General features: G+C 52.2%; 19 protein-coding genes. 17 read left to right on the forward strand and 2 right to left on the reverse strand.

Going from position 1 to position 18,135, the window contains the following annotated elements:
* Nucleotides 1–165 precede the first annotated feature (165 nt).
* On the forward strand, nt 166–1,122 hold the full coding sequence (locus tag IPQ00_02685; protein MBL0239472.1) for an RICIN domain-containing protein: 957 nt from the start codon (nt 166–168) through the stop codon (nt 1,120–1,122).
* A 59-nt stretch (nt 1,123–1,181) separates the two neighbouring features.
* Here IPQ00_02685 and mtnA read toward each other — a convergent pair whose 3' ends face one another.
* Nucleotides 1,182–2,237, reverse strand: coding sequence for an S-methyl-5-thioribose-1-phosphate isomerase (mtnA, locus tag IPQ00_02690; GenBank protein MBL0239473.1), 1,056 nt, complete (start codon nt 2,235–2,237; stop codon nt 1,182–1,184).
* Nucleotides 2,238–2,405: 168 nt separating this feature from the next.
* On the opposite strand from mtnA, the gene IPQ00_02695 reads away from it, so the two are divergent.
* From IPQ00_02695 to IPQ00_02720, 6 genes are all read left to right on the forward strand, one after another.
* Nucleotides 2,406–3,095, forward strand: a complete 690-nt coding sequence (locus IPQ00_02695) for a hypothetical protein (GenBank protein ID MBL0239474.1) — start codon at nt 2,406–2,408, stop codon at nt 3,093–3,095.
* A gap of 83 nt (nt 3,096–3,178) precedes the next feature.
* On the forward strand, nt 3,179–5,374 hold the full coding sequence (glgP, locus tag IPQ00_02700) for an alpha-glucan family phosphorylase (GenBank protein MBL0239475.1): 2,196 nt from the start codon (nt 3,179–3,181) through the stop codon (nt 5,372–5,374).
* A gap of 22 nt (nt 5,375–5,396) precedes the next feature.
* Nucleotides 5,397–6,083 carry a hypothetical protein gene (locus IPQ00_02705; GenBank protein ID MBL0239476.1) on the forward strand — a complete coding sequence of 229 codons (687 nt, stop codon included), beginning with the start codon at nt 5,397–5,399 and terminating at the stop codon, nt 6,081–6,083.
* Between the two features lie 8 nt (nt 6,084–6,091).
* Nucleotides 6,092–6,418 (forward strand): bacillithiol system redox-active protein YtxJ, encoded by a 327-nt coding sequence (gene ytxJ, locus IPQ00_02710; protein MBL0239477.1) that lies wholly within the window; start codon nt 6,092–6,094, stop codon nt 6,416–6,418.
* Nucleotides 6,419–6,422: 4 nt separating this feature from the next.
* Nucleotides 6,423–6,722, forward strand: coding sequence for a DUF971 domain-containing protein (locus tag IPQ00_02715; GenBank protein ID MBL0239478.1), 300 nt, complete (start codon nt 6,423–6,425; stop codon nt 6,720–6,722).
* 7 nt (nt 6,723–6,729) lie between these two features.
* Nucleotides 6,730–7,002 carry a hypothetical protein gene (locus IPQ00_02720; protein MBL0239479.1) on the forward strand — a complete coding sequence of 91 codons (273 nt, stop codon included), beginning with the start codon at nt 6,730–6,732 and terminating at the stop codon, nt 7,000–7,002.
* Between the two features lie 71 nt (nt 7,003–7,073).
* Here IPQ00_02720 and IPQ00_02725 read toward each other — a convergent pair whose 3' ends face one another.
* A complete protein-coding gene (locus IPQ00_02725) occupies nt 7,074–8,468 on the reverse strand; it encodes an energy transducer TonB (protein MBL0239480.1) in 1,395 nt (464 codons plus the stop codon).
* Between the two features lie 253 nt (nt 8,469–8,721).
* Here IPQ00_02725 and IPQ00_02730 point away from each other — a divergent pair, with 253 nt between their 5' ends.
* The 10 genes from IPQ00_02730 to IPQ00_02775 all read left to right on the forward strand — a co-directional run bounded on the left by IPQ00_02730 (nt 8,722) and on the right by IPQ00_02775 (nt 18,135).
* Nucleotides 8,722–10,011, forward strand: coding sequence for an insulinase family protein (locus IPQ00_02730; protein MBL0239481.1), 1,290 nt, complete (start codon nt 8,722–8,724; stop codon nt 10,009–10,011).
* Nucleotides 10,012–10,014: 3 nt separating this feature from the next.
* Entirely contained in the window at nt 10,015–10,740 is a 726-nt protein-coding gene (ubiE, locus tag IPQ00_02735) for a bifunctional demethylmenaquinone methyltransferase/2-methoxy-6-polyprenyl-1,4-benzoquinol methylase UbiE (protein ID MBL0239482.1), read from the forward strand.
* Nucleotides 10,741–10,796: 56 nt separating this feature from the next.
* A complete protein-coding gene (locus tag IPQ00_02740) occupies nt 10,797–11,777 on the forward strand; it encodes an ABC transporter permease (protein ID MBL0239483.1) in 981 nt (326 codons plus the stop codon).
* Complete coding sequence (locus IPQ00_02745; GenBank protein ID MBL0239484.1) at nt 11,778–12,590, forward strand: ABC transporter permease; 813 nt, start codon at nt 11,778–11,780, stop codon at nt 12,588–12,590. It abuts the gene before it with no gap.
* A 17-nt stretch (nt 12,591–12,607) separates the two neighbouring features.
* Nucleotides 12,608–13,279: a 5-oxoprolinase subunit PxpB gene (pxpB, locus tag IPQ00_02750; GenBank protein ID MBL0239485.1), complete on the forward strand. Its 672-nt coding sequence runs from the start codon at nt 12,608–12,610 to the stop codon at nt 13,277–13,279.
* Nucleotides 13,276–14,244 (forward strand): biotin-dependent carboxyltransferase family protein, encoded by a 969-nt coding sequence (locus IPQ00_02755; GenBank protein MBL0239486.1) that lies wholly within the window; start codon nt 13,276–13,278, stop codon nt 14,242–14,244. Before pxpB ends, IPQ00_02755 begins: the two co-directional genes overlap by 4 nt.
* Before the next feature lie 38 nt (nt 14,245–14,282).
* Complete coding sequence (locus IPQ00_02760; GenBank protein ID MBL0239487.1) at nt 14,283–15,044, forward strand: LamB/YcsF family protein; 762 nt, start codon at nt 14,283–14,285, stop codon at nt 15,042–15,044.
* Nucleotides 15,022–16,215: a divalent metal cation transporter gene (locus IPQ00_02765; protein ID MBL0239488.1), complete on the forward strand. Its 1,194-nt coding sequence runs from the start codon at nt 15,022–15,024 to the stop codon at nt 16,213–16,215. The genes IPQ00_02760 and IPQ00_02765 overlap by 23 nt, the downstream gene beginning before the upstream one ends.
* A 66-nt stretch (nt 16,216–16,281) precedes the next feature.
* On the forward strand, nt 16,282–17,493 hold the full coding sequence (locus IPQ00_02770) for a VWA domain-containing protein (GenBank protein MBL0239489.1): 1,212 nt from the start codon (nt 16,282–16,284) through the stop codon (nt 17,491–17,493).
* 81 nt (nt 17,494–17,574) lie between these two features.
* Nucleotides 17,575–18,135 carry a sigma-70 family RNA polymerase sigma factor gene (locus IPQ00_02775; protein MBL0239490.1) on the forward strand — a complete coding sequence of 187 codons (561 nt, stop codon included), beginning with the start codon at nt 17,575–17,577 and terminating at the stop codon, nt 18,133–18,135.

Below are 18,135 nucleotides of genomic sequence, written 5' to 3' on the forward strand. Positions count from 1 at the left end.
TGCATACAATAACGCTGGCGATCTTAATGTCTATAGTTATCAGTTCGCACATAATGGAAAGGAATTGACTCTGACTAGAAATGGTCAGACGTTTATTCCTTGGCTACGCAAATAATTTTTGTACTTGACCCGACTGTAATAAAAGGAATCTCAAAAAGAATAAATATGAAAATACTGAAGTCGCTCCAGCTTAAGACATTATCGTCAAAGCTTTTTGTTAAACTGACGATCGTTATCGCGATCACGATAGTGGCCAGCCAGTGTTCGTGGTTCGATAAGTCCAAAACCTACCGGCTAACGAACAAACTCGATGGCAAAGACAGATCGATGGCCTTTAACAAAGGTAGCGGAAGCGAAATAGTAATTAAGGACTCGGCGGACGATGAAGCTCAGTACTGGAAAATTACGCCGGAGGGAGAAAATTACTACATTCGAAATGTCCTCTTTGGAAGCAAGGAATCGCTAGAGGTCAAGGACGACAAGAGCGACATTTTCGTCGGAATGGCTTTGACAGCAAAAGACGACGGCCAAATGTGGGCGATCTCGCCGGTCGGTGATGACTACTTCCGGATCACTAACAAATGGATCGGAAATAAGAAGGCTCTGTCACACCAAAAGATCGAGACTGTAGATATTAAACTCAAAGATTCAAACGCCAGCGACGGACAACTTTGGAAAAAGGTGGCGGGTCAAAACGGATATGTCCGTTTCGTCAACAAAAAACTGGGTGACGGAATGTTTTTGACTGTGCCGAATGACGGCACGATGGCCAATTTGGGCATTGAAAAGGGCGATTATGCGGGAGCCAATTGGAAGTTATCACCTGCCGGAAATGGCTGCGATAATTTTGCCAATGAATATGCTCAGGGGAAGTCTTTAGACGTGGTCAACGACGATAAAAAGGACAGTGTCCAAGTGGTTAAGACAGAAAACGTTAGCGGACAATGTTGGAAAATGACGCCGGTGGGAAATGATTACTTTCGTTTAACCAACTCGTTTCTTGGAGAAACAAAATCGCTTGAGGCCGCGGTCCTTGTTACATTCTCTCTGGAAATGGCCCCCAAGTCGGACACCGATCCCGGTCAACTCTGGAAAATGACAAATATCTCGTCAGGTAAATAACCTGAATCGATTTGTTAACCAATCGCTGGCACTAAGAGCAGTTCATTGGATGGGTTTGCCTAAGATCCAAACTGCTTTTTCAAACTCTCCGTGTAAGGTGCACGAGCGACGCCTTTTTCCGTGATGATCGCGGTGACAAGGTCGTTGGGCGTGACGTCGAAGGCGTAGTTTGTAATGCCGACGCCTTCGGGGGCGAGCTGGTGGCCTTTGACGTGGGTGACTTCTTCCGGCCCTCGTTCCTCGATCGGTATCTCGTCGCCATTGGGGCAATTCATATCGACGGTTGAGAGCGGTGCCGCGACGTAGAACGGTATGCCGTGGCGTTTTGCCAAAACGGCGACCATATAGGTGCCGATCTTATTGGCGACATCGCCGTTGGCCGCGATCCGGTCGCTGCCCACCACCACGGCCTGAATATCACCACGCTTCATAATGTGGCCGCTCATATTGTCGGTGATCAGCGTCACGGGAATGTCGTCTTCCATCAATTCCCAAGCGGTGAGCCGAGCTCCTTGCAGGTATGGCCGCGTTTCGTCGGCGATGACCGCGATATTCTTGCCCTGATCGACCGCACCGCGAATCACTCCAAGCGCAGTACCCCAAACGCCGCCCGTCGCCAAAGCTCCCGCGTTGCAGTGCGTTAGAACCGTATCATTATCCGCGAGCAATTCGCCGCCGAACTGAGCGATCAAACGCTGAGCTTCGATGTCTTCGTCGTGGATCGCAAGCGCGTCGGTTTTGAGTATCTCTTTGATCTCGCTGACCGACTTCCCTGCTGATTTGGCCTGTTGGAACGTGCGATTCATACGGTCGATCGCCCAAAAGAGATTGACCGCAGTCGGACGCGTCCTAGCTAGAACGTCTCCGGCGAATTCGAGTTCGTCTTCGAGATCAACGACCGTCGTGCCGACGAAATTCTTAGCCGCGATGGCCATTCCATAAGCCGCTGAAACGCCGATCGCCGGAGCACCGCGCACAACCATATCTTTGATACCGGCGGCGACTTCGTCGTAAGTCTTAAGCGTCAGCCAGACTTCCTCGGTCGGCAGCAATCGCTGATCGAGCATCAAAACGCCTTCGTCGGACCACTTTACGGGAATAATATCGAGTTTCATAAAGTCCTCGATTATAGCGGAACAGTCGGCAATTGTGAAATTCATCTCCTCTCTCGGCGTTTCGCGTGGCTTTGAGTAAAACCATCTCTCGCAAAGCCGCAAAGTACGCAAAGAAGACCCACAAAGGAAGAGAAGAACTTTTGTGGCACGACTCTCGTTACTAATGCCATGACACTCGAACACATCCTCGACGACCTGCACGTCGCCGTCACTCGGCGTTGGTGGACACAGGGCTTTACCGCATTTACACGAGTGCTGCTCGCCATCGGATTCATCCCGCCGAGCTATACCAAGATTATCCACCAGCCATTCACATCGCTCCCGGACTCGACGCCGGTCGGCCATTATTTCAACGCACTTTATCAGACAGGATTTTATTACGAATTTATCGGCTGGGGACAAATGATCGCCGCCGTTTTGCTTCTGATCCCACGAACTTCGCATCTCGGAGCGATGTTGTTTCTACCGATAATCGCGAATATCGCCGTCTTGACTGTCTCAGTCGGATTCAAAGGCACTTGGGTGATAACGATCCTGATGTGTCTTGCGGCGACATATCTCGTCGCCTGGGAATATGATCGCCTAAAGCCGCTCGTCTTTTATTCCCGGCGGCAACGAACCCGCAAATTCAGCTATCAGTTTTTCAAGATACCCGCTATTTTTGCTGCCGGTGCAATACCACTCGGACTGTTATTTTGGGCTCTGGGGCTCGGAAATATCAGCAATTATCTGAAAGTGACCGGGTTTCTGATAATCGCCGGTTTCTGCTTCGGAGTCGTTGTTGCCCTTCATTACCGGTCGATGCAGGTCGGTGAACTAGTTGACCCGGGCTCGGATAAAGCTATTACCCTCAGCTAGATATTTGATACGGCGGTCCGCATAGTTTATAGTTTTTGGATACTTCGATCACTTTGAAAGCAAGGTTATCTGACGATTTAGCAATGGAGATCGCCGAAACAAACCAGAGTAATATGCAACCTGCCGCGGGCCTCGATCTGAAAACGACGAGCGAAAATAATTTTGATTACACACGACAACTTCCGGAAAATCTCGTACAACTAAACGAGATCTCGATGAATTTTTACTGGTGCTGGAGGCCGGAGGGTATCGCACTTTTTCGCGACCTCGACCCTGCCCTGTGGGACAAATGTGAACAGAATCCGCGATTGATGCTCAAAAAGATCAGCGGCCTTCGTTTGTGGCAGAGATCTGCCGACAACGACTATGTGGCCCGCGTCGAGAGTTTTTACTCGGAGTTTCGCAACTACATCGCATCGGCGAGTGATGCGGCAAAGTCACCCGATATCGCGTATTTTTGTGCGGAATACGGCGTTCATAATTCCCTGCCCAATTACTCCGGCGGACTCGGCATACTTGCCGGTGATCATCTTAAATCCGCAAGTGACCTTAATGTCCCGCTGATGGCGATCGGCCTGCTTTATCGTTACGGCTACTTTCGTCAACAGATCAGTCACGAAGGCTGGCAGGAAGAATCGTACAATGACATCTTTGCCTCGGAATTGGCCCTGACGCCCGTCAATGACGCGTCGGGCGAACGCTTAATGGTTTCGGTCAAGATCCGCGGCCGCGACGTTTTCGCCCAGGTCTGGATCGCCCGGATCGGCCGAATTTCGCTCTACTTGCTTGATACCAATCTTGGACGCAATAGCGACGTCGATCGCCTAATCACGGGCCATCTCTATGGCGGCGACACTGAGACGCGAATTGTGCAGGAGAAAGTGCTCGGAATGGGCGGTGTCCGTCTGCTGCGTAAGCTCGGGGTCGATCCTAAGGTCTATCACCTGAATGAGGGCCACGCAGCATTTTCCACACTCGAGCTTTCAAAAGAGTTTCTCGAGGCTAATCCGGACGTAACATTTCCGGATGCTGTCGAGGCGATCCGCGAAAAGTGCGTTTTTACAACGCATACTCCGGTCGCCGCGGGCAATGATGTCTTTGCAACTCAGGCGTTGGACGAGTGTTTTGATCAAGAATTTAAGGACTCGCTGAAATTGACCCAGAATGAGTTTTTGGCTCTCGGCCGAGCTGATCTTTCTGACGACAGCGAGGGTTTTGGAATGTCGCCGCTCGCGATCCGGATGTGTCGTTCGTCGAACGGCGTCAGCGAAAAGCACGGCGAGGTTTCGCGCAAATTGTGGCTTAAAATGTTCCCCGACCTTTCGGACCCCGGTGCGGTGCCGATCACATCGATCACCAACGGCGTTCACGTACCGACTTGGGTCGCACCTATATTTCAGAACATATACGAAAGCCGCATCGGCTCAGATTGGAACGAGATGGTGCGGAACCCGGAGGCGTGGACCGCGGCTGTCCAAAAGCTTTCAGACAGCGAGATCTGGAATGCTCATAGGACGCTAAAGAGCCTATTGATCGCGTTTATGCGCGAAAGAACAAAGTCAGTTGATACCGGGTCCAAGGACACCATTCACGAACACGAAGACACACGAAAGCTGTTTTCACCGGACGTTTTGACCATCGGTTTTGCACGCCGCGTTGCGGCATATAAACGCTGGGACCTTTTGTTTACCGACCTTGAGCGTTTATTGAAAATGGTCGATGACGCCGATCGCCCGGTACAGTTTGTTTTCGCCGGCAAAGCTCACCCGCAGGACAATACAGCCAAAACGATTTTGCAAAAGCTGATGAGTATCAATCACGATTCAAATTGGCAGCGTCGTGCCGTATTTATTGAGGACTATGATCAAGAGATCGCCCGATATCTCGTCCACGGCGTCGATGTCTGGATGAATGTGCCGCGTCGGCCAATGGAGGCAAGCGGTACAAGCGGTATGAAGGCAGCTATGAATGGTGCTCTCAACTTCTCCGTTTTGGACGGATGGTGGATCGAGGGCTATAACGAGGTCAACGGATTTGCAATCGGCGGACTGGACGCCGACGAAAATGACGATATCACGGATGCCGCCGATGCCGAGGCACTATACCAGACTCTTGAGAAAGAAATAATACCGACATATTACGGCGTTGGCGAAAACGGGTTGCCGTCCGATTGGATCGCTCGAATGCGTAACTCGATAGCGACGCTGACACCGCAATTCTCTAGCGATCGAATGGTATCAGATTATCTGGCAAATATTTACCGCTTCGCCGATGACTAATTTATAGATCTTCATTTGTCTTATGCAAAATACGGAATTCCAAACCGGCACGATCAGTCCTGTCGAAATTTACAAGGAAGCTTGGGCTCTGATCAAAGACCGCTATTGGCTCGTTTTCGCCATTGTGATCGTCGGGATGCTGCTCGGTGGGGCGATTCCCGTAGTCCTGATCGGGCCGATGATGTGCGGTATGTTCATTTGCCTGTTCGACCTGATCGATGGACGCGAATTAAAATTTGAAACGCTTTTTAAGGGATTTGACTATATCTGGAAGAGTTTGCTCGTTTCGGTTCTCATCGTGGCTCCGATCCTTGTAATGTTGTTCACCATTTACATCCCGATCATCGGAATGGCATTGGCCGGGCCTAGAATGAGCGAATCCGAATTAATACCGTTTCTGATCGGAACCTTTATATTTGAGGTCGTAGTGGTGTTAATAATGGTGTGCTTTCACACATTGATAATGTTTGCTTACCCATTGATCGTCGAACGCGGCCTTACGGGCGGTCAGGCAATTAAGGTGAGTGCCAAAGCCGTCTGGAATAATCTGGCCGGAATGGCGGGGCTTTTGGGCGTTGGGTTTCTGGTAGGGATCGTCGGCTATATGATGCTTTGCGTCGGATTGTACCTGGTTTTGCCGTTGATAATGATGGCTCAGGCTGTCGCGTTTCGAAAAATATTTCCAAAGTTGGAATCAAAGACAGTTTAATCACAGCGATGACTCCACAAATAGTTGATCTTGACTCGATCGAAAAATTGAATGCGCTCGTCGAACGCTCGTTCGAGAAATCGGTCTTTGTGCTAAAGCACAGCCGTACTTGCGGGATCAGTGCCGATATTTTCGAGCAACTCGGTTCGCTCGAAGGCGAGATAAACTTGATCGTCGTCCAAGATCATCGGACTGTGTCTAACGCAGTTGCCGACCGTTTGGCTGTACGGCACGCTTCGCCGCAGGCATTTGTGATCAAGAACGGCGAGGTCACGTATCACGCAACCCATTACGGCATCGACCCGCGGGCGATCCAGATCGCTCTTGACAGTTAAATATATGATCGAACCACTGCAAATAATTGAAGAATCAGATAACACTATCTCGATCAAATGGTCGGATGATACCCAGACCGAGTACACCGCACCGCAGCTTCGGCGGTCGTGTCCGTGTGCTACTTGTGTCAATGAGTGGACCGGCGAGAAAATGCTCCGCGATGAGAGCGTTGCCGATGACCTCAAGTTCGGCCATATCTCGATCGTCGGAAGGTACGCGTTAAATTTCCATTTCAGTGACGGTCACGATACCGGGATCTTTAGTTTTGTATTTCTGCGGAAATTGCCGACGATGGCGCTATAATCGAGTTATGCACGAACGCGATATATTTGACGAGCGGCAAGAAGTAAAAAGGGCAAATTTCTCGTGTCCGACTTGCCGTGAACGAAACGATTACGACGTCCGCTGGATCAAGCGAACCAAAAAGAAGCAAGCTCCGCGTAATATAAATGAGCACGAACGGGCTCAATATGCGAAATCACGCGATTATATGGTGCGCGTGGACGATATGCTGATGTGCAAAAATATTCGATGCAGGCGTCGATTTGAGATACCGTCATCACAGTCGGTCGTTTTTATTTGATCGATCCAAAAATACAAAAAAGGCGGCCGGAAAATCTTAGGGCCGCCTTTTTCTATTCAAATTTGATCGTATTAGTAGATCGAGAACGTGTATTCCACCTGTTTAGTTACCGTTTGGCCGACACCATTAGATTTAGCCGGCTCAAACCTTATCGAGCGTGCCGCAGCGATCGCCTGTTCCGTCAATCCGTTGGGCAGTCCCTTGACCGGCGATATACTGCCGATCGCACCCGACGCTAGAAAGGTTACACGGAGAATAACCGTTCCCTGAACCTGATTCTGACGAGCAGCGTCAGTGTACGACGGTTTCGGCTTGGCCAAGATTTTCATCGGAGCCGTTACACCGACCGGACGCGGAGGCGGAGGCGGACCGCCGTCTCCGTCACCGGAGCCATCGCCGTTGCCATTACCGTTTCCATTTCCCCAGCCCGAACCATTTCCGTTTCCGGCACCGGTACCATTGCCGTTACCTTGACCGGTTCCGCGGCCGCTGCCGATACCGCCGCCCGTTCCGGGGCCATTAGACAATCCGGGTGCACCATTGGGATCACCCCATTTTCCGTAGATCTTTGGGAACTTCATCGTTCCTTCGGTCGTCGGAGTTTCGAGCATCGGCGTGTCCGATTTCGGTGTGTTCACATTCGGTGGACGCGTTGGCGTTTTCGACTGATCAGCCAGATCGCCTTGCGATGCCGGATCCTTTTCGTCTCGGCCACCACCGCCACCGCCGCCGCCGTCATCCTTGTTTTTCTTCTGGATCTGCTCTTCTTCGACGGTCATCGGTACGTCGTCAACCAAAACAGCAGAAAAGATATCGTCGTTGATCGCCCCGATATCCAGATCCTTACTAAAAATACTAAAGATTAGCCCCGAGAGCAGGGCCAGAATCATAAAACCAAAAGTGCCGACTATCAGAGAATTTCGCTGGCCGACGTTTTTTTCCTCAATGACCGTCACATAAAATCCACCGTCGCGGGCAAATCGGCTGTGTTCGTCTTCAAGGTTAACCGTCGTGCGGTCGGCATCGAGGGGCGTTGTCGAAGTAAATACGGGCGGAGTCACCGGAACTTCTACGGACTTCGCTTTAACCGGAGCGGGCGTTTCTACGACTTCCTCGACTACGGGTTCTTCGACTGTAGGGACGATCGGAGTCACCGCCGCGGCCTCGATCGGGGCCGGAGTTTCCATAACGACCGGTTCCACCACCGCGATCGGTTCGGGAGCAGCAATTATGACCGGAATCGGCGGTTCCGGAGTCGGAGTCGGTGCCACGGCCGGGGCTTTATCGACGGCCGTTTTCATAACCGGACTCATCTCAAAAGCCTGCAGAGCCGCACCGCAATTCGGGCAAAACCCAAATTTTTCGGCAAAGCTTTCGTCGCAAGAATTGCAATACTTAACAATTTTTCCCATCTTATAGGCCTCACTTAGCGAACGACCGCTTCCGGCAAATTCGATAATGCTCAATTATACCCCGTTTCCGGTGGATGTTAAGCGGTTTGTCAAGAAATTTCCGTCTGCGTCAAACGAACTACCGCTTTACAATTCTGATAGATGCTGCATTCGTTTGACGCGATGCCTACACCGATCTAAAATTTCAGTTTGGTCTTATAGTCGATTATTTGCCTTTGACAACATAATCGTCTCGCCGTGCAACTAAGCATCTTGTACGGTTTGTAAAACGTGTCAGTTCCACAGTTGCAGAATTGTCGAGATTATTATGACCTATTTTAAGAAAAAGTTTTTTGCTACAGCATTCGTTGCCGGATCGGCACTCTTGCTTGCCGGATCGGCATTTGCCCAGGGCACGCTGCCGCAGCCTAAACAGGAAAAGCTACTAAATGGCCTGAAGATCCTGATGTGGCCAAATGCCAAGGCTGACTCGGTAACCGTAACCGTCCGCGTCCACAGCGGAACGAGCTTTGACCCTCAGGGCAAAGAGGGTGTGATGCGTCTGCTCAGCGAAAACATTTTTCCGGAACGCTCGGCACGTGAATTTTTCACCGAAGATCTCGGTGGCGGACTATCGGTCGAGGCCAATTACGACTTCATCGAGATCATCGCGAGTTCGAAGCCTGAGAATTTCTTGACAATGATCGAGACTCTCTCGGCCGCGATCGCCAACCCGACGATCGACAAACCGACCACCGCAAAACTGCGCTCTGCACTGATCGATGAACTTAAAAAGCAGGAAAGCGATCCCGCCTACGTTGCGGACAATGCCGTTGCGGCACGAATGTTTGGGACATTTCCGTACGGACGCCCGCAATACGGCAGTTCGGCGAGCGTTGCAAAAATAGATTTTGCTGACCTTCTGGATGCCAAACAGCGCTTTTTAACTGCTGATAATGCGACTGTTACGGTCGTCGGCAACTTTGACCGCCCACTCGGATTTCGGGCGATGCGTCGATATTTCGGGGCTTGGCTCAAATCCGACAAACGTGTTCCTTCGACATTTCGACAGCCTGATCCGCCGCCTGCGGCAGTAATTTCCGTACCTTCGCCACAGCCTGACGCATTTGCGATCCGCTTTGCGATTCGCGGATCCGCACGAGGCGACCGATCATTCGCGGCGTCCGAGGTCTATGCTCAGATACTCGAAACGCGTCTGAAAGCACGTGCCCCCAATGCAAATCGGGACGACGTATTCGTCCGGTCGGAGAGCCATATTTTGCCGGGCATCATCATCGTCGGATTTGACGGGAAAAAAAGCTCGACTGCAAATGCCAACGGTAAGATCGAGGCGTTCGAACTTGTTGCTAACATACTCGCCGAACCCATCACCGATGCCGAATTTCAAGCGGCCCGGAAATTGTTTAAGGAAACGTGGATGAAGCAGACCGTCACTGAACTTTTCCTCGATTTCGACACGTTTAAGACGGCGAGTGCTGACGCCGACGCGTTGGCCGCGGATAAGGTCACCGTCGACGAAGTACGAACTTTTGCGGCATCTGCTGTAAAACAGACGCCGGCCGCGATCTTGCTCAATTCGCCGGCGACCAACAACTAAAACGTGCAAAGAGAGTTGAACGAGAAAGAAGCGGCTCACGCCAACGCTGTCCGCGAAATGTTTTCGGGGATAGCTAGGCGCTATGACCTGCTCAATCATCTGTTATCGCTGAATATCGATAAGGGATGGCGTCGTAAAGTATCAGGCGAACTTCGCGATGTGCTGGACCGTAAAGATGCGGTCGTGTTGGACGTCGCGTGCGGAACCGGCGACCTTTCGATCGAACTCAGGCGAAATTCGTCAGCTCGCATTATCGGAACTGATTTTTGTCGGCCGATGTTGACGGTTGCTCAGTCCAAACCGTCCGGCGGCACCACGCCGATCCCGTACGTTGAGGGCGATGCTCTCAGGCTTCCCTTTGCCGACAACAGTTTTGACGCCGTGACGATCGCTTTCGGATTGAGAAATCTAGCGAGCGTGGCGGACGGCCTGGCCGAACTATTTCGGATCATCAAACCGGGCGGACGACTGGCCGTACTCGAATTTTCTGCTCCCGTCGTACCGGGATTTGGTAAGCTATTCAACTTCTACTTTTCGCACATTTTGCCTCGTATCGGCGGTGCCGTCAGCGGTTCACGCGGTGCGTACGAATACCTTCCCGATTCGGTCTCGAAATTTCCGGATCAGAAGCGGCTTGTCGCAATGATGGAGTCGACCGGTTTCGGGGCGGTCAAGTTCCGCAATTTGACGGGCGGAATTGCTGCCCTGCACATCGGCACAAAACCCTAAAGGGTTGTCATCGCGGCTTTTAAGTTATAAAATCTGTCTGCTCGCCAGCGATCCAAATGAAATATCGCATCCTAAATATCCTGCGCCAGCTCGCCCTGATGCTGCTTGTGATCTGGACGGTCGTATCACTCGTCACATTGTTGATCGAGCTTGTGCCCGGTACGCCGGCGGCTGTGATATTAGGCGAAACTGCAACGACTGAACAGATCGAGAACTTCAATAAAAAGCACGGCCTTGACCGCCCGGCATTTTTTTTCTCATACACGGACGACAGCGGTTTTAGCTGGAACGGAATTGATAACCGTTACGTGGATTACTGGAAAGGCCTTGTTCAAGGCGACCTCGGAATGTCTTTCCGAACCGAACGGCCCGTCCGCGATATGATCTTCGAACGCTACCCGGCGACGATCAAACTCGCACTCGCCGCGATGCTCGTAGCCATCGGTATCGCGATTCCGCTAGGCGTCGTCGCGGGTTCGAACAAAAACAAGTTTATCGACAATGCCGCATCATTCGTGGCACTTTTGGGAATATCGCTCCCGACATTCGTTGTCGGGCCTTTTCTGGTCTATCTTTTCGCGGTCAATCTCAGGATATTTTCGCCGACGGGTAGTGCCCACCCGGAGGATATAATTCTCCCTGCCGTTACGCTCGGCGGCGCTTTGTCGGCGATCCTGACGCGTATGGTGCGTTCTAGCGTAATTGAGGAACTGGGTGAGGACTACGTCCGCACAGCGCGTGCAAAGGGCCTCAGCGAGCGAATGGTCGTGTACAAACACGTGCTCAAGAATGGATTGATACCTGTAGTGACGATACTCGGGCTCCAACTCGGCGTATTGCTGGCTGGTTCGATAATCACCGAAAAGATATTTAACTGGCAAGGACTGGGGCTACTGTTGCTCGACGACGGTATCGGCAAACGAGATTATCGTCTCGTTCAGGGTTGTGTGTTGGTCATCAGTGTGACGTTCATTATTGCCAATTCTCTTACGGATTTTGTATACCGGCGGCTCGATCCGCGCATTCGACTAAGTTAGATGAACCGGCTTACTTACATCGGCATCGCGATCGCGATGGTCGTCGTCCTGGCGGCCATATTCGCATCTGTTTTGTCGACACACGACTTTAACGCTCAAAATCTGATGTTGCGGTATGCGGCTCCGAGTGGCGAACACTGGTTTGGCACAGACGCACTCGGTCGCGACATTTTTTCGCGAGTTCTATATGGTGCTCGGATCTCATTGGAGGTCGGAATCACGGTCGTTACCGTTTCGGCGGTCGTCGGCACAATACTGGGTGCGATCGCAGGCTTTTACGGCGGAATTGTCGATAAATTTCTTTCGGGTTACGTATTCAACGTCTTTCTGGCGTTCCCAGGGCTGTTGCTCGCCATCGCTCTCGTCGCCTTTCTCGGAGCCGGCCTTGGCAAACTCATTCTAGCCCTTTGCGTGATCGGTTGGGTCGGATATGCCCGCGTAATGCGTGGACAGGTGTTGAAAGTCCGCGAATATGACTATGTTCAAGCGGCAAGAGCACTCGGAGCAAGCAATATGCGTATTTTGTTCACGCATATTCTGCCAAACGCCATTCAACCGCTGATCGTACAGGCGTCGCTCGGAATGGCCGGTGCGGTCTTGTCGGAAGCGTCGCTTTCATTCCTCGGGCTCGGAGTGCCCTCGGTTCCAAGTTGGGGCACGATGATCGACGAAGCACGAGGCTTTGACCTTCTGATCAACGCTCCGCACGTCTTATTTTTCCCCAGCGTCGCGATTGCCCTGACCGTTTTGGCATTCAATTTTATCGGCGACGGACTTCGCGAATTCCTTGATCCAAAACAGCGAGCGAGGTAGCTATGTCTGATTTTCCGATCAGGTACTTCCCACTCGGTGACGCGGCCTTGACGGTTGAATTTGGCAATGCGATCTCCGAGCACTTGAATGACAAAGCCATTGCGCTTGCTAACGCCGTCGCATCCGAGCGGTTTCCGTGGCTGATCGAATCGGTCCCGGCCTACGCTTCAACAACCTTCTTCTACGACCCTTTGATCGTGAAAAGTATGTTTCCCGATGGCGAAACGGCATTTGCCGCCGTTCGTGAAGTGATATCCGGAATGGTATCGCGTATGCCACAGCGGGTAGGCGATATTGTGGCCGAGGCGATCGACATCACTGTTGATTTCGGACCCGATGCGGCACTCGATCTCGACTATATTGCGGACATCTCCGGCTTAGACCAGCGTGAGACGATAGAGATATTTACGTCGCGCGAATATCGTGTGTATATGCTCGGGTTTCTTCCCGGTTTTGCGTATTTGGGAGAGGTTGATGAGCGGATCGCCGTCCCGCGGCGCAGTTCACCGCGAACGTCTGTGCCGAAGGGGAGCGTTGGCATCGCCGGGCGCCAGACCGGCATTTATCCGCTCCGTTCGCCCGGCGGTTGGCAGATAATCGGCCGTACCGACCTGGAACTATTCACGCCGTACGGCGACACGCTGACGCAACTTCGACCGGGCGATCGGGTACGCTTTGTCCCAAAATGACCAGCATAACGATAATAAAAGCCGGATTCCTGACTACGATCCAGGACCTCGGACGGACAGGATATCGCAGGTTCGGGATCAACCCCGGCGGTGCGATGGATCAGAGGGCCGCGCGGATCGTCAACGGCCTCGCAGGCAACGACGAAAATACCCCGGTACTCGAGATGCACTTTCCTGCCGCCGAGATCGGATTTGGCGGCGATCTGATGTTCGCTCTCGGCGGAGCGGACTTTCAGGCAACTCTCGACGGCGTGCCGATCGACAATTGGCGGTGCCACATCGCCCGTAGCGGAAGCATTTTACGATTTGAAGGTAAAGCATCAGGTGAGCGAGCGTATATCGCTGTAAACGCGGGCTTTATCGCCGATACCTGGCTCGGTAGTTCATCGACCAATCTTGTGGCCGGCATTGGCGGCGTTGCCGGACGACCACTTCGAAATGGCGACGTACTCCGATCGCCGGAATCAGACGGAAGTCTTGACCAAAACGCTCTCCGGCAAATAGCGGCTACATCGCTCATCCCATTTTACAGTCGCTTTCCGACGCTCCGGATCATCAAGGGTGCCGAATATGGAATTCTGAGCCAAGCCGGTAAAGCGGCGTTGACCGAGCAGACCTTTGAGCTTTCACACGCATCGGACCGAATGGGATTTCGATTAAAAGCTGAGCCACTCGCCACCACGCGACCGCTAGAGATGGTTTCGTCCTCTGTCACATACGGAACGATACAATTACTGCCGGACGGCCAACTCGTCATCTTGATGGCGGATCATCAGACCGCCGGCGGATACCCGCGGATCGCACATATCATCGCTCACGACCTGCCCGTTGCGGCCCAACTCGGCGGTGGTGCTAAGTTATGTTTTCATCTTGTCGGCATTGAAGAAGCGGAAAGCCTCCGGCAACAGATCGAACACGAACTCAGTCTGTTTCGTATCGGATGCCGTCTCAGACGCCGAGTCTAAATCCACGGTTTTAATGTATGCTAACCTGACAATAACCAATGAGATCGATCGATCTAAATTGTGATATGGGCGAGGGTTGCCCCTTCGATGCCGAGCTGATGAAGTACGTCTCATCAGTTAATATTGCATGCGGTTATCACGCGGGTGACGAACAGACAATGCGGCGTACCGTCGATCTTGCAGTTGCCAATGGCGTAGCGATCGGTGCCCATCCGGGATATCCCGACCGCGATAATTTTGGGCGAATTGATATGTCATTTGTGGAAAGCGATCTGATCCATATCCTGACCGATCAGATACTCACACTGCGGAATATCTGTGAATCGGCGGGTGCGGCACTTTCTCACGTGAAACCTCACGGTGCCCTGTATAATCGATCTGCTCGCGATCCGATAGTCGCAAGTGCGATCGCTCACACAGTCAAAGCTATCGATCCCGATCTGATGCTATTTGGTTTAGCAGGCAGTTGCTCCGTCTCCGAGGCTAAGATCGCCGGACTCACAACGGCATCGGAGGTTTTCGCCGACCGAACATATCGATCCGACGGCAGTTTGACGCCGCGAGATCGGCCAAATGCTCTTATTATCGATCCACAGATCGCCGCTAAACAGGCGTTGTCGATGGCGTTGAATGGGGACGTCTTTCTGGCTGATGGGTCAAAAGTCGTAGTGCAATGTGACACTATCTGCATCCACGGCGACGGTGAGGATCCTGTAAATGCGGTCGTGGCGATACGTGAACTTTTATTAAACAGTAACATAAGTATTCGGTCGCTATATGACTGTAGGAAAACCACTTAGAACTTCACGGCCGGCCATCTACGGAGCGGCCTTTCTGATGGCAACGTCGGCCGTAGGCCCCGGATTTTTAACGCAGACCACTGTGTTCACACAGCAGTTACTGGCAAGTTTTGGCTTCGTGATATTGCTGTCCGTGGTACTCGACATATTTGCACAGCTAAATATCTGGCGGATCTTGACCGTCACCGGCAAACGCGGACAGGATCTTGCGAATGAAACGATTCCCGGCAGCGGCTATGTACTTGCGGCGTTTGTCGCATTCGGAGGGCTTGTCTTTAATATAGGCAATATCGCCGGTTGCGGCCTCGGACTCAACGCACTTTTCGACCTGCCCGTCGAGATCGGTGCCGCCATCAGTGCGGGAGCAGCGATCGTGCTCTTTTTATTTAAGGACGCCGGCCGGGCAATGGATATTTTCGTCAAGATCCTAGGCGTCCTGATGCTTTTGTTGATTGTCTATGTCGTTTACGCTTCGAGCCCACCTTTGGGCGATGCCGTGTATCACAGCTTTGTCCCGGAGCGAATAGATCCAAAAGCGATCGTTACGCTCGTAGGTGGAACGGTCGGCGGATACATAACCTTTGCCGGCGCCCATCGCCTGATTGACGCCGGAGTGATAGGGATCGATAACCTGGCCAAAGTCAATCGCGGGGCGGTTTCCGGGATCGCTCTAACGGCCGTGATCCGCGTACTCCTATTTTTGGCGGTTCTCGGCGTTATCTCGATGGGAGCGTCGATCGATATTAAAAATCCGCCGGCATCTGTGTTTCAAAATGCGGCCGGGACATTCGGGCTAAGGCTCTTTGGCGTGGTTATGTGGGCGGCAGCGATCACTTCGGTCGTTGGGGCGGCATTTACGTCTATGTCCTTCCTTAAGACACTTCACACTAAAATTGAGCAGAAAAACAGGTATTTTGTCATCGGGTTTATTCTGATCTCGCTAGCGATCTACCTTTCGGTTGGCCAACCTGTAAGACTTCTGGTCTGGGCCGGGACGATCAACGGGTTTATCCTACCGATCGGCCTTGCCATCGTATTGATCGCTACCCATCGATCGACTGTGATCGACGATTATGATCATCCGTTCTGGCTAAAAGCGACCGGTTGGGGCGTGGTGCTGATAATGTTGGGTTTCAGCGTTTCGACCATATGGACTATGATTTTCGGATAAGGACGATCTTTTTTGATGTGTCGAGCATCAAACCACTGGTTTACCACGTCTATTGAGTTGGGGAATATGAAAATGGTTCGTTCATTATTGTTCGTTGCGTTCACTTTGATCTTCATTCCGGCGATGTATGGCCAATCCGGGCGCCGCGTGGCACCGGCACCCATTTCGACGCCGCCTGCCGTCAGCAATGCTAAATCCGACGCAGCACCTCGTTATTCTGAATCAAAGCCACAGGCACCACGACGAAACCGGCCATCCGTCGGCTTTCCCAAATTGGGACAAAGCGGTACCGCCAACCCGAAAGCCGGTAGCAACGACACGCCGGTCGAGGTCGGCGACGACGAGGTCCTCAAGGTCGAAACCAATTTGATCACGATCCCGGTTTCAGTATTTGACCGAAATGGTCTATATATACCGGGGCTCGAACAAGAAGATTTTGCGATCTTTGAGAATGGCAAAGAGCAGGAGATCGCGTATTTCGGCACTATAGATAAGCCGTTTACCGTTATTTTGCTGATCGACACCAGTCCGTCCACGGCATACAAGATCGAGGAGATCCAAGCGGCGGCCACCGCTTTTGTCGATCAATTAAAGCCACAGGATAGCGTGATGGTCATTGAATTTGCCAGTAACGTTAACGTCCTGACCGAGGTGACGAACGACCGTCAGAAGATCTACAAAGCGATCCGCCGGGCGAATTGGGGCGACGGCACATCGCTTTACGACGCTGTAGATTTTTCGCTGCGCAAACGCCTCAGCAAGATCCCCGGACGCAAGGCGATCGTACTATTTACCGATGGCGTAGATACGACATCGAGCCGCTCCGGATACGACAGCACGATCGATATGGCGGAAGAATCGGACGCGATGATCTTCCCCATTTATTACAATACGTACGCTTCCAACAATGGCGGCACAGGCTCACCATTGCCCAATATCAATGGCGGCGTTTTGGGTAGCCGCGGCGGCATTTTTAATCCCCGAGGCCAGAGTGCTGCCGACTATCAGCGTGGGCGTCAGTATCTGAATGACCTTGCCGCTTACACCGGCGGCCGTGTTTTCCGCCCCGGAGACACACCGGGAGGCTTAAGGGCGGCTTTCGAGGGTATCGCTGAAGAACTTCGGCGTCAGTACAATATCGGTTACGTTCCGATCGCCGAGGGCAAACCCGGTCAGCGAAAAGATATAAAGGTAAGGGTCGATCGCCCGAATCTCGTCGTTCGTGCCCGTGACAGCTATATCGTCGGAGCGACCGCGGAACCCGCACGATCTAACTAGATAAGTACCAGGCAAAATATTTCGGTTCCGCGATTGCCTTATGTTACGATTCAAATGTGGTTCTAGAAGCGCGCCTGACCGATGACCAAGACCGACGACGTCACAGTTTTACTAGAACAAATGAGCTCCGGCAGCCAGACGGCGCCTGACGAGTTGTTGCCGCTTGTCTACGACGACCTTCGCCGCCTCGCACACGCATATTTCAATCGGGAAAGTTCTGATCATACGCTTCAGGCGACGGCACTCGTGCACGAAGCGTATCTTCGTTTAGTAAAGTGGGAAAACGTCTCGTGGCAGAATCGGGCTCATTTTTTTGCGGTCGCGGCCGAGGTGATGCGCAAGATCCTGATCGATCACGCCCGCAAGCGCAATGCACAAAAGCGATCAGGCGGGCAGCGGGTTATCCTGGATGACGCGATCAGCTTTCCGGACAAAAAGGATTTTGACGTTCTCAAGCTCGACGATGCTCTGGTTGCACTGGAGGCTACCGATGCCCGCCAAGCAAAGATCGTCGAACTCAGATTTTTTGGCGGCCTCTCGATCGAAGAAACCGCCTATATTCTCGACATTTCCGAAACCACGGTCCGCCGCGAATGGACATTTGCCAAAGCCTGGTTCCAGCGCGAACTCACCCGTTCGTGA

This window comes from Chloracidobacterium sp., assembly GCA_016720705.1.
Taxonomy (GTDB): domain Bacteria; phylum Acidobacteriota; class Blastocatellia; order Pyrinomonadales; family Pyrinomonadaceae; genus OLB17.

Coding starts and splice junctions, on each gene's coding strand:
- IPQ00_02685 (MBL0239472.1), top strand. CDS start 166: ATGAAAATACTGAAGTCGCTCCAGCTTAAGACATTATCGTCAAAGCTT.
- mtnA (MBL0239473.1), bottom strand. CDS start 2,237: ATGAAACTCGATATTATTCCCGTAAAGTGGTCCGACGAAGGCGTTTTG.
- IPQ00_02695 (MBL0239474.1), top strand. CDS start 2,406: ATGACACTCGAACACATCCTCGACGACCTGCACGTCGCCGTCACTCGG.
- glgP (MBL0239475.1), top strand. CDS start 3,179: ATGGAGATCGCCGAAACAAACCAGAGTAATATGCAACCTGCCGCGGGC.
- IPQ00_02705 (MBL0239476.1), top strand. CDS start 5,397: ATGCAAAATACGGAATTCCAAACCGGCACGATCAGTCCTGTCGAAATT.
- ytxJ (MBL0239477.1), top strand. CDS start 6,092: ATGACTCCACAAATAGTTGATCTTGACTCGATCGAAAAATTGAATGCG.
- IPQ00_02715 (MBL0239478.1), top strand. CDS start 6,423: ATGATCGAACCACTGCAAATAATTGAAGAATCAGATAACACTATCTCG.
- IPQ00_02720 (MBL0239479.1), top strand. CDS start 6,730: ATGCACGAACGCGATATATTTGACGAGCGGCAAGAAGTAAAAAGGGCA.
- IPQ00_02730 (MBL0239481.1), top strand. CDS start 8,722: ATGACCTATTTTAAGAAAAAGTTTTTTGCTACAGCATTCGTTGCCGGA.
- IPQ00_02740 (MBL0239483.1), top strand. CDS start 10,797: ATGAAATATCGCATCCTAAATATCCTGCGCCAGCTCGCCCTGATGCTG.
- IPQ00_02745 (MBL0239484.1), top strand. CDS start 11,778: ATGAACCGGCTTACTTACATCGGCATCGCGATCGCGATGGTCGTCGTC.
- IPQ00_02755 (MBL0239486.1), top strand. CDS start 13,276: ATGACCAGCATAACGATAATAAAAGCCGGATTCCTGACTACGATCCAG.
- IPQ00_02760 (MBL0239487.1), top strand. CDS start 14,283: ATGAGATCGATCGATCTAAATTGTGATATGGGCGAGGGTTGCCCCTTC.
- IPQ00_02765 (MBL0239488.1), top strand. CDS start 15,022: ATGACTGTAGGAAAACCACTTAGAACTTCACGGCCGGCCATCTACGGA.
- IPQ00_02770 (MBL0239489.1), top strand. CDS start 16,282: ATGAAAATGGTTCGTTCATTATTGTTCGTTGCGTTCACTTTGATCTTC.
- IPQ00_02775 (MBL0239490.1), top strand. CDS start 17,575: ATGACCAAGACCGACGACGTCACAGTTTTACTAGAACAAATGAGCTCC.